The 12,993-nt window shown below is 72.1% G+C and carries 11 protein-coding genes and 4 tRNA genes; 8 read left to right on the forward strand and 7 right to left on the reverse strand.

The genetic code is table 11. The annotated features are described in order from the left end of the window. Nucleotides 1-24: 24 nt before the first annotated feature. On the reverse strand, nucleotides 25-1,278 hold the full coding sequence (locus FS793_RS01445) for an HRDC domain-containing protein (RefSeq protein ID WP_440130435.1): 1,254 nt from the start codon (nucleotides 1,276-1,278) through the stop codon (nucleotides 25-27). Next, nucleotides 1,275-1,865 carry a DUF3000 domain-containing protein gene (locus tag FS793_RS01450; RefSeq protein ID WP_260979968.1) on the reverse strand — a complete coding sequence of 197 codons (591 nt, stop codon included), beginning with the start codon at nucleotides 1,863-1,865 and terminating at the stop codon, nucleotides 1,275-1,277. The genes FS793_RS01445 and FS793_RS01450 overlap by 4 nt, the downstream gene beginning before the upstream one ends. 22 nt (nucleotides 1,866-1,887) lie before the next feature. Here FS793_RS01450 and FS793_RS01455 point away from each other — a divergent pair, with 22 nt between their 5' ends. Then, a complete protein-coding gene (locus tag FS793_RS01455; protein ID WP_144717844.1) occupies nucleotides 1,888-3,027 on the forward strand; it encodes an alpha/beta hydrolase family protein in 1,140 nt (379 codons plus the stop codon). On the opposite strand, the gene FS793_RS01460 is transcribed toward FS793_RS01455, so the two are convergent. Together FS793_RS01460 and FS793_RS01465 are read right to left on the reverse strand one after the other, a co-directional pair. Then, nucleotides 3,024-3,455 carry a SufE family protein gene (locus tag FS793_RS01460; RefSeq protein WP_144717846.1) on the reverse strand — a complete coding sequence of 144 codons (432 nt, stop codon included), beginning with the start codon at nucleotides 3,453-3,455 and terminating at the stop codon, nucleotides 3,024-3,026. The two genes, FS793_RS01455 and FS793_RS01460, sit on opposite strands and share 4 nt — an antisense overlap. Continuing rightward, nucleotides 3,452-4,351: a sulfurtransferase gene (locus tag FS793_RS01465; protein ID WP_144717848.1), complete on the reverse strand. Its 900-nt coding sequence runs from the start codon at nucleotides 4,349-4,351 to the stop codon at nucleotides 3,452-3,454. The genes FS793_RS01460 and FS793_RS01465 overlap by 4 nt, the downstream gene beginning before the upstream one ends. A gap of 140 nt (nucleotides 4,352-4,491) precedes the next feature. On the opposite strand from FS793_RS01465, the gene zapE reads away from it, so the two are divergent. Continuing rightward, on the forward strand, nucleotides 4,492-5,496 hold the full coding sequence (gene zapE, locus FS793_RS01470) for a cell division protein ZapE (protein ID WP_144717850.1): 1,005 nt from the start codon (nucleotides 4,492-4,494) through the stop codon (nucleotides 5,494-5,496). A 10-nt stretch (nucleotides 5,497-5,506) separates the two neighbouring features. Here zapE and FS793_RS01475 read toward each other — a convergent pair whose 3' ends face one another. Then, nucleotides 5,507-6,703, reverse strand: coding sequence for a Na+/H+ antiporter NhaA (locus FS793_RS01475; RefSeq protein ID WP_144717852.1), 1,197 nt, complete (start codon nucleotides 6,701-6,703; stop codon nucleotides 5,507-5,509). Nucleotides 6,704-6,870: 167 nt separating this feature from the next. On the opposite strand from FS793_RS01475, the gene FS793_RS01480 reads away from it, so the two are divergent. Further along, nucleotides 6,871-8,097, forward strand: coding sequence for an ammonium transporter (locus tag FS793_RS01480; protein WP_144717854.1), 1,227 nt, complete (start codon nucleotides 6,871-6,873; stop codon nucleotides 8,095-8,097). Nucleotides 8,098-8,182: 85 nt separating this feature from the next. On the opposite strand, the gene FS793_RS01485 is transcribed toward FS793_RS01480, so the two are convergent. Both FS793_RS01485 and FS793_RS01490 read right to left on the reverse strand, forming a co-directional pair. Beyond that, nucleotides 8,183-8,770: a hypothetical protein gene (locus FS793_RS01485; RefSeq protein WP_144717856.1), complete on the reverse strand. Its 588-nt coding sequence runs from the start codon at nucleotides 8,768-8,770 to the stop codon at nucleotides 8,183-8,185. 138 nt (nucleotides 8,771-8,908) lie between these two features. Continuing rightward, a tRNA-Val gene (locus tag FS793_RS01490) sits at nucleotides 8,909-8,984 on the reverse strand. Between the two features lie 243 nt (nucleotides 8,985-9,227). Between FS793_RS01490 and FS793_RS01495 the strand changes: the two genes are divergently transcribed. The 5 genes from FS793_RS01495 (at nucleotide 9,228) to thrS (ending at nucleotide 12,918) form a co-directional block, all read left to right on the forward strand. After that, nucleotides 9,228-9,299, forward strand: a tRNA-Gly gene (locus FS793_RS01495). 50 nt (nucleotides 9,300-9,349) lie between these two features. Continuing rightward, a tRNA-Cys gene (locus FS793_RS01500) sits at nucleotides 9,350-9,420 on the forward strand. A 7-nt stretch (nucleotides 9,421-9,427) separates the two neighbouring features. Then, nucleotides 9,428-9,502: transfer RNA gene (locus FS793_RS01505), tRNA-Val, on the forward strand. A gap of 138 nt (nucleotides 9,503-9,640) precedes the next feature. Then, on the forward strand, nucleotides 9,641-10,927 hold the full coding sequence (locus FS793_RS01510) for an MFS transporter (protein WP_440130451.1): 1,287 nt from the start codon (nucleotides 9,641-9,643) through the stop codon (nucleotides 10,925-10,927). An 86-nt stretch (nucleotides 10,928-11,013) separates the two neighbouring features. Next, nucleotides 11,014-12,918: a threonine--tRNA ligase gene (thrS, locus tag FS793_RS01515; RefSeq protein WP_222123700.1), complete on the forward strand. Its 1,905-nt coding sequence runs from the start codon at nucleotides 11,014-11,016 to the stop codon at nucleotides 12,916-12,918. Nucleotides 12,919-12,993: the final 75 nt, after the last annotated feature.

Genomic DNA, 12,993 nt, shown 5'->3' on the forward strand with positions numbered 1-12,993 from the left:
CCCGGGCAGGCGGTTGCGGATTCCCTACGAGTCGGCGTCCGACGCCTCGTCGGGCGTTTGGTCGGCCTCTACAAAAGCGGCGGCGATTCGTTGTGCGGTCGCGTCAACCTGCCACGGGCGTGCGCCGAGGGCGACGAGCCCCTCGCCGACGGCCTGCGGCGTCGGCTCGCCGCGGAAGTCCCAGGTGAGCCTGCGCAGCGTGTCGGGCGTCAGCAGCTGCTCGTTCGGCATCGACAGTGCGTCGGCGACCGACTGCACCGCGGCACGGGCGCGCTGCAGGCGCGCAGCGGCCTCCGGGCGCTTCTGCCTCCAGAAGCGCGGCGGCGGCGGGCCGTCGGCGGGCGTGCGCAGCACGGGCAGGTCCTCGCTCGCGCGACCGGCCTCGAGCGCGGCGAGCCAGCGGTCCATCTGCGAGCGCGACGCGCGGCCGTGGAAGCCGCTCGTCGAGCCGAGCTGCGCCTTCGTGCGCGCTCCGCTCGTGGCGGCGGCCATGAGCGCGGAGTCGGGGATGAGGCGGCCGGGCGCGCCGTCGATCTCCTGCGCGTACGCATCCCGCGCCATCCACAGCGCCCGTGCGATCGCGAGCGTGCGGCGATCCTTCACGGCGTGCAGGCCCGAGAGGCGACGCCACGGCTCGGCGGCAGGCGGCTTCGGCAGCCGCGTGCGCGCCGCCTCGAACTCCTGGCGTGCGATCTCGGCCTTGCCCTGGGCCTCGAGGTCGGCAGCCATGGCGTCGCGCAGGTCGACGATGAGCTCGACGTCGAGCGCCGCGTAGGCGAGCAGGGCGGGCTCGATCGGCCGCCGCGACCAGTCGGACGCTGCATGCTCCTTCGCGAGCCGGATGCCGAGCAGGCGCTCGACGACCGCGGCGAGGCCCACGCGCTCGTAGCCCGCGAGGCGCGCGCCGAGCTCGGTGTCGAAGAGCGAGCCGGGCTCGAGGCCCAGCTCGCGCAGGCACGGGAGGTCCTGCGAGGCGGCGTGGAGGATCCACTCCTCGTCACCGATCGCATCCTGCAGCTCCGACCACGCCGCGATGCCGATCGGGTCGAGCAGCACGGTGCCCGAGCCGCGGCGATACAGCTGCACGAGGTACGCGCGAGACGAGTAGCGGAAGCCGTTGGCGCGCTCGGCGTCGACGCCGATCGGGCCCGTGCCGGCCCGCAGTCGCTCGATGGCGGCGCGCAGCCCCGCGTCGTCGACGACGGTCTCGAGCGGCCCGACGGGCACGGCGTCGACGAGCTCCGGCTGGGGTGCGTCGGTCTGCTGGGCGTCGGTCACCGCTGGAGCCTCCGTGCGTCGAGGCTGATGGCGCCGGGCTGCAGCGGCATGCCGGCGGAGGCGCAGACGAGGTCGCACCACGCGGCGAGGTGCCGCTCGATGTCGTGCGAGGTCGGCGTCCACGACGCGCGCAGCTCGAGCTGGGCGCCCTCGCCCTGCTCGGCGAGCTCGCCGAACCCGGTCGACAGCACGCGCGTGGCCGTGCCCGACGCGGAGTGGTAGCCGGCGTCGCGCTGGTCGAGCGCCTCGAGCAGCCACGACCACGTGACCTCGGGCAGCATGGGATCGGGCGCGATGTCGAGATCCTGCGTCGCCTGCGTGAAGGTGACGACGCGGAACGCGCCGCCCCACGCCTCGGGCTCCTCGGGGTCGTGCATGAGGATGAACCGGCCGGTGCCGCGGTCGGAGTCGCGGCCGTGCTCGGGGGATCCGACGTCGGCGGCGACCGCGTACGACCAGGGCGCGATGCGCCCGGGAGCGGGGATCTCGCGCACCGTGAGCTCGGCGCGCGTGTCGGCGCTGCGCATCCGCTCGACGGCGGCGAGGAAGATCGCCGGCGCCTCGGCCGACTCCGAGCCTGTGTCCACGTCGAAAGACTAGGCTGACGCCGTGAGCAGACCAGCGAGGCGCGCCGCAGCCCTCGCCGCCGTCGGCCTCGCCGCGGGAGCGGCGATCGTGACGGGTCTCTCGGCCGTGCTGGCCCGCACGCTCATCACGCCGCCGAGGCACAAGGACGACGTCGAGATCGTCTCCATCGGGCCCGAGGGCATCCGTCTCCTGCGCACGCCCGACACCGAGCTGCCCGGCCGCTACGCCCTCTGGATCGGCGATCGCCTCGTGCGCATCGGCGAGATCGTCGACGAGGACGAGACGACGGTGCTGCGCGAGATCACCGGCAAGGGCCGCGTGCGCGTCGGCGGCCGCGCGAGCGCCCGCTTCTCGGGCTACCACCTGTACCGGCCGCGCGATCTCGAGCTGCCGTTCCGGTCGGTCATCGTCGACACCGAGCTCGGGCCGGCGCCGGCGTGGATCGTCGGCGACGAGTCGTCGCCGACGTGGTGCATCCAGGTGCACGGTCGCGGCGTCAACCGGCGCGAGCCGCTGCGTGCCGTGCCGATCCTCGCCGAGCGCGGCATCCCCTCGATGTGCGTCGCGTACCGCAACGACGGCGAGGCGCCCAGCACCGCCGACGGCACGTATCGCCTCGGGCTCGACGAGTGGCGCGACGTCGACGCGGCGATCGACGTGGCGGTCGCGGCGGGCGCCGAGCGCATCCTGCTCATGGGCTGGTCGATGGGCGGGCAGATCGTGCTGCAGCTCGCCCGCCGCTCGCGGCATCGCCGCCGCATCGTCGGCATCCTGCTCGACTCGCCCGTCGTGTCCTGGGGCCCGACGCTGCTCTTCCACACGCGGCTCGCCCGCGTGCCCGTCGCGCTCGTGCACACCGCGACCGCGCTGCTCGAGTCGCCGGCGGCGCGCCTCGCGGGCGGCGACGCGCTGGACTTCGGCGAGCTCGACGGCATCGCCTACGCCGACTCGTACGCCGTGCCGATCCTGCTGCAGCACTCGGCCGACGACGGCTTCGTGCCGCCGGACGCGTCGCGCGCGTTCGCCGAGGCGCGGCCCGACATCGTCGAGTACCACGAGTGGCACGGCGCGAAGCACTGCAAGCTGTGGAACCTCGACGAGCCGCGCTACCGCGAGATCGTGCACGGCTGGCTCGACCGCACGGGACTCGTGCGGGGCTAGTCCCCGGCGGTCCGTTCGCGGATCTGCCGCTGGATGCGGCCGAGCATGCCCGACATGCCGCGCAGCCGCAGCGGCGAGACCGCCCGCTCGAGGCCGAGCATCGACGACAGGTCGGCGGGCACCGCGAGCGCCTCGTCGGGGGTGGCGCCGTCGAGGCCGCGCACGAGGATCGACGCGAAGCCGCGCGTCGTCGGCGCCTCCTCCGGGGCCGTCGCGTGCACGTGCACGACGCCGCCGTCGACCTCGACGAAGAGGAAGACGGGGGACTGGCACTCGAGGACGCGCTCGAGCAGGTCGGGATGGTCGGCGTAGCGCGCGGGGAGCGCCAGCAGCGCGTCCGCGTGGTCGAGCAGCAGCATGAGCCTGTCCTGCTCGCCGACGGCGGCGAAGTCGTCGACGAACTCCTGCAGCACGGGGGTGAGGCTCATCGCGCGGGCGCCTCGCCCGGCTCGGCGCCGATCGCGATCGGCACGCGCACGAGCGAGCCCCACTCGGTCCACGAGCCGTCGTAGTTGCGCACGCTGGGGTAGCCCAGCAGGTGCGTCAGCACGAACCACGTGTGGCTCGAGCGCTCGCCGATGCGGCAGTACGCCACGACGTCGTCGGCGTCGCCGAGGCCCGCGTCGTCGCGGTAGATGGCCTCGAGCTCGGCACGGGAGCGGAACGTGCCGTCCTCGCGCACGGCCTTGCCCCACGGCACGTTCGCCGCCGTCGGGATGTGACCGGCGCGCAGCGCGCCCTCCTCGGGGTAGGCGGGCGCCGTCGTGCGCTCGCCCGAGTACTCCTCGGGGCTGCGCACGTCGACGAGCGGCTTGCCGATGTGGGCGAGCACGTCGTCGCGGAAGGCGCGCAGCGTCGTGTCGTCGCGCTCGACGACGGGGTAGTCGGTCGCGGGCCGCTGCGTCGCATCCCGCGTCATCTCCCGACCCTCGGCGACCCAGAGGTCGCGGCCGCCGTCGAGGATGCGCGTGTCGTGGTGGCCGTAGAGCGCGAGCACCCACAGCGCGTACGTCGCCCACCAGTTCGACTTGTCGCCGTACAGCACGATGGTGTCGTCGCGGCCGATGCCCTTGCGGCGCATGAGCTCGGCGAACGCCTCGGGGGAGAGGTAGTCGCGCGTCACGGGGTCGTTGAGGTCGGTGTGCCAGTCGAGCTTCACGGCGCCGGGGATGTGGCCCGTCTCGTACAGCAGCACGTCCTCGTCGGACTCCACGACCACGAGGCCGGCGTCGCCGCGGTGCTCCGCGAGCCACGCGGTCGACACGAGCCGCTCGGGGTGGGCGAACTCGGCGAACTGCGCCTCGGTCTCGGTCGTGCTCGGCATCGCTCTCGACTCCTCATCCGGCCGCGCCGATCGGCGCACGGCCACTCGTCTACCCTGGAACGCGGCGACGACGCCGATTCTTCCACCCGTACGCCCGGCCCCGTGCCGGGTGCGCATCCCTTCGTTCGGAGCCTCCCGACGTGCCCACGCTCACGCGCATCGCAGACCGCCAGCCCACCACCGACGCCGCGCGCATCGTCGCGAACCTCCGGCCGCCGCGCCAGTTCGACGGCGCGACGTTCGAGTCGTACGTGACCGACCCCTCGCATCCCTCGCAGGCCCACGCGGTCGAGCGGATGCAGGAGCTCGCGACCATCTGGCGCGGCGGCGGGCGCAAGGGCCTGTTCCGCAAGGCGCCGCAGGTGAAGCCCGGCATCTACCTCGACGGCGGCTTCGGCGTGGGCAAGACGCACCTGCTCGCGTCGCTGTGGAAGACGATGTCCGGCACGAAGCACTTCGGCACCTTCATCGAGTACACGGCGCTCGTCGGCGCGCTCGGCTACCAGGGCGCGGTGCAGGCGCTCTCGGGATCGACGATCGTCTGCATCGACGAGTTCGAGCTCGACGACCCGGGCGACACCATGGTCATGACGCGCCTGCTGGGCGAGCTCGTCGCGGGCGGCACGAAGATCGCGGCGACGAGCAACACGCCGCCGAACGCGCTCGGCGACGGTCGCTTCGCGGCCAAGGACTTCCTGCGCGAGATCCAGGCGATCGCCGACCGCTTCGAGATCATGCGCATCGACGGCGACGACTACCGCCAGCGCGACGTCTCGGGCGAGGCGCCGGTGGTCGACGACGACGCCGTGGAGTCGACGCTCGCAGAGCGCGGCGAGTCGGTGGCGCTCGACGACTTCGACGAGCTCGTCGCGCACCTCGCCTCCGTGCACCCGTCGCGCTACGTCGACCTCGTCGCGGGCCTCGACGCCGTCGGCTGGCACGGCGTGCGCACGCTCACCGACCAGAGCCAGGCGCTGCGGCTCGTGGCGCTCGTCGATCGCCTCTACGACGCGCAGGTGCAGATCGTCGCGTCGGGCGTGCCGCTGAACCACGTCTTCTCGGAGGACATGCTCGGTGGCGGCTACCGCAAGAAGTACCTGCGCGCGATCTCGCGCCTCATCGCGCTCACGACCGGCCAGGCGTAGCCGCGAGGCGTCACTCGCCGTCGGTGCGGCGGCGATCCTCCTCGGCGTCCGACGCTCGGCGCGTCGCAGCGTCGACGGGTGCGCGGCGAGCGCTGCGGATGCCCGCGACGGTGCCGCCGACGAGCACCGAGACGAGCGAGCCCACGAGCACGCCGAGCGTGCCGTCGACGATGAGCTCCTCCGCGCTGCGATGCGCGAGCTCGTTCATGAGCAGCGAGACGGTGAAGCCGATGCCGCCGAGCAGCGCCACCGTGACGATGTCGCCGAGCGGCATGCGCTCCTCTCGCGGCGTGCGCAGCGCGACCTGGCCGAGCCATCCCGCAGCCGTGATGCCCACGAGCTTGCCGACCGGCAGCGCGACCGCGATGGCGAGGAACACGGGGCTCAGCTCGCCCAACGGCACCTGCGGGATGGCGACGCTCGCCGCGACGAACGCGAACAGCGGCAGCACGATGGCGTTCACGAGTGGCTCGAGCCGGTGCCTCGCGGACTCCGCCGGCGCCGGGGCGAGCACGAGGCCGGCTGCGACGCCTGCGATCGTGGCGTGCACGCCCGACTGCAGCACGAGCCACCACAGCGCGACGCACGCGATGGCGATGGCGATGCGCAGCGGCCACGAGCCGCGACGCGAGCGGTAGACGCGGCCGAGCGCCCACACCACGACGACCATCGCCGCTGCGGCGACGAGCGCCCAGACCTGCAGGTCGGTCGTGAACAGGATCGCGATGAGCCCGATAGCGATGAGGTCGTCGATGACCGCGAGCGCGAGCAGCAGCGCCCGCACCGCGACGGGCAGGTTGCGGCCCACGATCGCGAGCACGCCGAGCGCGAAGGCGATGTCGGTCGCCGTGGGGATGGGCCAGCCGCTGGCGAGGTCGCCGGGCACGAGCGCCACGAAGAGCAGGGCGGGCGCCGCGACGCCGCCGACGGCGGCGATGGCGGGCACGAGCGCCTTGCGCCGATCGGCGAGCTCGCCCTGGGTGAGCTCGTAGCGCAGCTCGATGGCGGCGACGAAGAAGAAGACGGCGAGCAGGCCGTCGGTGACCCAGTGCGCCGCGGACAGGTCGACGCCCGCGAACGGCGTCGGATGCCAGTGCTTCAGGGCGTCGAGCCCGGCCGCGAGCGGCGAGTTCGCCGCCACGAGCCCGAGCACCGCCGCTGCGAGGAGGATCGCGGCGGCCACCTGCGGGTTGCGGATCCAGGTCACGGCATCCATCCAACCAGCGCCGCGGCATCCCCTTGCGCCGAAACATCCCCGCAACATCGCGGCGGGTTTCGTTACGTCGCGGAAACACGCCGCGCGGGCTGCCGAAATGACGTTCGCTCAGGCTGAGCAGCAATCCCTGACCGGAACACCCCCAAGGAGTCCATTCCATGGATGCAGGAAGCATCGCCTTCGGCGTCGCAGCCACAGCCCTCGTGCTGTTCATGACGCCCGGCCTCGCGTTCTTCTACGGCGGCCTCGTCCGCGCGAAGAGCGTCATCAGCATGATGATGATGTCGTTCGGATCCCTCGGCCTCATCGGCGTGCTGTGGATCCTCTACGGCTACAACATGTCGGCCGTCGACAGCCCCTTCGCCTTCGCGGGCAACCCCTTCTCCGACTTCGGCCTCTCCGGGCTCGCAGCCGGGGAGACCGCGAACACCGACTTCGTCGGCGTCGCGTACGGCTCGACCTTCGCCATCATCACGGTCGCGCTCATCTCGGGTGCCATCGCCGACCGCGCCAAGTTCGGTGCGTGGATGCTCTTCGCGGGCGTCTTCGCGACGCTCGGCTACTTCCCGATCGCGGCATGGGTGTGGGGCGGCGGCTGGATCTACAGCCTCGGCGACATGATGGGCCTCCCGAGCGTCATCGACTACGCAGGCGGCACCGCCGTGCACATCAACGCAGGCGCGGCAGCACTCGCCCTCGCGTTCGTGCTCGGCAAGCGCGTCGGCTTCGCCAAGGGCTCGCACAAGCCGCACAACGTGCCGTTCGTGCTCCTGGGCGCCGCGATCCTGTGGTTCGGCTGGTTCGGCTTCAACGTCGGCGCCGAGTGGCTCAACGAGATGGGCAACGCCGGCCTCATCACGATCAACACGATCGGTGCGACCGCGGCCGCCGTGCTCGCATGGCTCGTCGTCGAGAAGATCAAGGACGGCAAGCCCACCGCCGTCGGCGCCGCATCGGGTGCCGTCGCCGGTCTCGTGGCGATCACGCCGGCCTGCGCGAACCTCACGCCCGGCTGGGCCCTCGTGCTCGGCGTCGTCGCCGGTGCGGTCTGCGCCATCGCGATCGAGCTGAAGTTCAAGCTCGGCTTCGACGACTCGCTCGACGTCGTGGGCATCCACCTCGTCGGCGGCCTCATCGGCACGCTCTACCTCGGCTTCTTCGCGACCGACACGGGCCTGTTCCTTGGTGGCGGCGGCGGCCAGCTCCTCGTGCAGCTCATCGCCGCGCTCGGTGCCATGGTCTACGCGTTCATCGTGGCCTTCGTGGTCGGCTTCGCGATCGAGAAGACCATCGGCTTCCGCGTGAAGTCGGAGGACGAGCTCGCCGGCGTGGACTCGATCGTCCACGGCGAGGACGCGTACGCGTACGAGATCGAGAAGGTCTGATCGCCCAGCCGATCGCCTGACGCGCAGGAGGGCCCGGATCCCGAGGGATCCGGGCCCTTCCGCTCGCGGCGTCCGCCGCGCCGCCTCAGTCGCGCGGCGGCGCGTCGGGATGCGCGGAGTCGAGCCCCAGCGTGCGCAGCTCGTCGTGCAGCGCCGCGAGGCGCTCGTCGCGATCGGGGTCGACGACGTCGGGGGCGACGTCGAGGATGCGCAGCGCGGAGTCGAACATGTCGTCCATCGCGCTGCGGCGCGCGGCGCGCACGAGGTCACGCACGACCTGCTCGTCGGCGACGCGCTCCTCGAGCCGCTCGACGAGCAGCGCGGCGATGCGTGCACGGCGCTCGAGGGGTGCGACGTCGCGGCGGCGGAAGTCGGCGCTGTGCAGCGCGTGGCCGTGCCTGCGCGCGGCCTGCTCGCGCGTGCGGTCGATGAAGTCGATGGCCGCGCGCTGCTCGGCGACGATCGCCGCAGCGTCCTCGCGCACGCCGGCGACGACGGCGTCCTCGTCGAAGTCGTCGCGGTCGCGCAGCGCCTCGAGCACGATGCGGTTGCGGGTCGACAGGCGCAGGCCCGTCATGACGATGAGGAGACCCTCGTCGACCTGGGGGCCGAGCTCGTCGTCGGTGGGCGGGGGAGCGGGCTCCTCGCGGCGGCGACGGAACGGCCAGACCACGCCGACCCCCTCCCGCGTACGCCGCGCCCGCTGCGGGTCGCGCTCCACGTCCGAGCCTACGGCGCGGCGAGCGATGGCCGACGCGATTGGCGCGGGAACGACGAAGGCCCCGGTCCGTGGGGACCGGGGCCTCGTGCGTGGTGGGCGATACCAGACTCGAACTGATGACCTCTTCCGTGTGAAGGAAGCGCGCTACCAACTGCGCCAATCGCCCTCGACCGCTCCATCCTGCCACAGGTCGGAGGCCTTCCGTGACCATCCTCGCGCGCGATCCCGACGCGCGTCCGACCGTCTCGGGATCCTCGTCGGACCGGGCCTGGCGTGCCCGTGTGCGGGCATCGGCATGCCGAGATCCGCGGAATCACACCGATGTGACCGTGTGTCGTCGCTCGATTTGCCGAGCGTCGAACCGTGGGCTACTGTTGGTCGAGTCCGAGGGGGAGACCCCGAGAGACATGCGGATGTGGCGCAGTGGTAGCGCATCACCTTGCCAAGGTGAGGGTCGCGAGTTCGAATCTCGTCATCCGCTCGAGAGATCATCTCGAAGGTCGCCCCCGGTTCGCCGGGAGCCACCGACAGGGTGGGGTGGCCGAGTGGTCAGGCAGCGGCCTGCAAAGCCGTCTACGCGGGTTCGAATCCCGTCTCCACCTCGCATGAGGGCGATTGGCGCAGCGGTAGCGCGCTTCCCTGACACGGAAGAGGTCACTGGTTCGATCCCAGTATCGCCCACCACATCGGAAGCCCCGGTCCTGCAAGGACCGGGGCTTCTGTCGTACCGGGCGCCCGCGCCGTGCGAACGGCAGCATCTCGACGGCACCGGGCCGGATCTCGACGATCGGATCGCCGACCGCTTGCGCGCGACCGTGCAGAATCGCTGACGTGCACACTCCGGTCGGGCAGCGCCGACGCCTCCTCCACCCGGCCTGGATCGTCGCGGCGGTCGCGTTCCTCGCCCTCGTCGGCGCCGCAGGCTTCCGGGCAGCACCGAGTGCGCTCATGGTGCCGCTCGAGGAGGAGTTCGGCTGGACGCGCACGGAGCTCTCGCTCGCCGTCACGGTGAACCTCGTGCTCTTCGGCCTCACGGCGCCGTTCGCCGCCGCGCTCATGGCGCGCTTCGGCATGCGCCGCGTCACGACCCTCGCACTGCTGCTCGTCGCCGGCGGCGCCGCGCTCTCGGTGCTCGCGACGACGCCGTGGATGCTCGTGGCCACATGGGGCGTCATGATCGGCCTCGGCACGGGCTCGATGGCGCTCGTGTTCGCCGCGACCGTCGCCGACCAGTGGTTCGTGCGCAGCCGTGGCCTCGTCGTCGGGGTGCTCACGGCCGGGTCTGCGACCGGCCAGCTCGTGTTCCTGCCGTTCATCGCGCTGCTCGTCGAGGGTGCGGGATGGCGGCAGGCGTCGATCCTCGTCGCCGCGGGCGCGCTCGTCGTCGTGCCGCTCGTGCTGCTCTTCCTGCGCAACCGCCCCGCCGACCTCGGCACGACCCCGTACGGCGCGCCCGAGGGATGGACGCCGCCGGTGCGCTCGAGCGGCAACGCCGTGCGCACCGCGCTGTCGACGCTGCGTCGCGCGAGCAGGTCGCGCACGTTCTGGGCGCTCGCCGCCGGCTTCGCCATCTGCGGCGCCACGACGAACGGCCTCGTCGGCACCCACTTCATCCCGAGCGCGCACGACCACGGCATGGCCACGACGACCGCCGCGGGCCTCCTCGCGCTCGTCGGCATCTTCGACATCGTCGGCACGATCGCATCCGGCTGGCTCACCGACCGCGTGGACCCGCGCATCCTGCTCGGCGTCTACTACGCCGGTCGCGGCATCGGCCTCGCGATCCTGCCGCTGCTGCTGTCGGACTCCGTGAGCCCGCCGCTCATCCTCTTCGTCGTCGTCTACGGCCTCGACTGGGTCGCGACCGTTCCGCCGACCGTCGCGCTGTGCCGCGAGCTCTTCGGCGCCGACGGACCCGTCGTCTTCGGCTGGGTCTTCGCCGCGCACCAGATCGGCGCCGCCATCGCTGCGACGGTCGCGGGCACGATCCGCGACGCGTCGGGGGAGTACACGCTGGCCTGGTTCGGCGCCGCGGGCCTGTGCGTGGTCGCCGCGATCCTGAGCATCGCGATCAGCCGCCGCGCGCAGCCGCTCGCCACGACCGCCTGACGCGTGCCGCGGTGCGGCCGATGCGCGCCTAGGATCGATGGGTGACCACCGGATTCGATCGCTTCTCCGACCGTGCCGTCGTCGCCATGCGCGTCGACGGCGAGCTCCAGGACCTCGCACGCGAGATCACGGACACGCAGACGGTCGAGCCCGTGACGATCGACTCCGAGGACGGCCTCGCCATCCTGCGCCACTCGGCCGCGCACGTGCTCGCGCAGGCGGTGCAGCGCATCAACCCCGAGGCGCGCCTGGGCATCGGCCCGCCCGTCACCGACGGCTTCTACTACGACTTCGACGTCGCGGAGCCGTTCACCCCCGAGGACCTCAAGGGCATCTCGAAGGAGATGGACCGCATCATCCGCGAGGGCCAGCGCTTCACGCGTCGCGTCGTCACGGAGGACGAGGCGCGCGCCGAGCTGGCGAACGAGCCGTACAAGCTCGAGCTCATCGGGCTCAAGGGTCCGAACGACGAGGCTGCCGTCGAGGTGGGTGGCGGCGAGCTGACGATCTACGACAACGTGAATCGCGAGGGCGAGACGGTCTGGAAGGACCTCTGCCGCGGGCCGCACCTGCCCTCGACCCGCATGGTCGGCAACGGCGCGGCGCTCATGCGCATCGCCGCCGCCTACTGGCGCGGCAAGGAGACGAACCCGCAGCTGCAGCGCATCTACGGCACCGCATGGCCGACGAAGGACGAGCTGCGCGCCTACCAGGCACGCCTCGAGGAGGCAGCGAAGCGCGACCACCGTCGCCTCGGCAAGGACCTCGACCTGTTCTCCTTCCCCGAGGAGGTCGGCTCCGGCCTGTCGGTGTGGCACCCCCGCGGCGGCATCGTGCGCCAGGAGATGGAGCAGCACGCGCGCCGTCGGCACCTCGAGGGCGGCTACTCCTACGTGTACACGCCGCACATCTCGAAGGCCGACCTCTTCGCCGTCTCGGGGCATCTCGAGACGTACAAGGAGGGCATCTGGCCGCCCATCCACATGGACGAGGTCGTCGACGCCGACGGCGTGGTCGCGAAGCAGGGCTCCGACTACTACCTCAAGCCCATGAACTGCCCGATGCACATCCTGATCTACAAGGAGCGTGCCCGGTCGTATCGCGACCTGCCGATGCGTCTCGCCGAGAACGGCACGGTCTACCGCAACGAGCTCTCGGGCGCGCTGCACGGCCTCACCCGCGTGCGCGGCTTCACGCAGGACGACGCCCACCTGTTCGTCACCCCCGACCAGCTCGAGATCGAGTCGGGCAAGGTGCTCGAGTTCGTGCTGTCGCTGCTGCGCGACTTCGGCCTCACCGACTTCTCGCTCGAGCTGTCGATGCGCGACGACGAGAAGTCGAAGTGGATCGGCGACGAGGAGCAGTGGGCCGAGGCGACGGATGCGCTGCGCCGCGTCGCCCAGTCGAGCGGGCTCTCCCTCACCGAGGTGCCCGGCGAGGCGGCGTTCTACGGCCCGAAGATCGACCTGAAGACCAAGGACGCCATCGGGCGCACGTGGCAGCTGTCGACCGTGCAGATCGACTTCAACCTGCCTGAGCGCTTCGCGCTCGAGTTCACCGACCGAGACGGCTCGAAGCAGCGGCCGGTCATGATCCACCGAGCCCTCTTCGGATCGATCGAGCGCTTCTTCGCGATCCTGCTCGAGCACTACGCCGGCGCGTTCCCCGCCTGGCTCGCGCCCGTGCAGGTCGTCGGCATCCCCGTCGCGAGCGACTACGCCGACTACCTCGACGACATCGCCGCCCGCCTGCGCGCGCAGGGCGTGCGCGTCGACGTCGACCACTCCGACGAGCGCATGCAGAAGAAGATCCGCACGCACACGCTCGCGAAGGTGCCCTTCCAGCTCATCGCCGGCGGCAAGGACGCGGAGGCGGGCAGCGTCTCGTTCCGCTTCCTCGACGGCACCCAGGAGAACGGCGTGCCGGTCGACGACGCCATCGCGCGCATCGTCGCAGCCATCGCGTCGCGGCAGACCGAGCTGGTCGCCTGATGCCGAGCGCCGACGGTCGCGGCCCCGAGGACTTCCCCGCGGCCGACGACCCGGCGCGCGAGGCCGGGGCGCCGA

The organism is Agrococcus jejuensis (assembly GCF_007679035.1).
In the GTDB taxonomy this organism is placed as follows: domain Bacteria; phylum Actinomycetota; class Actinomycetes; order Actinomycetales; family Microbacteriaceae; genus Agrococcus; species Agrococcus jejuensis_A.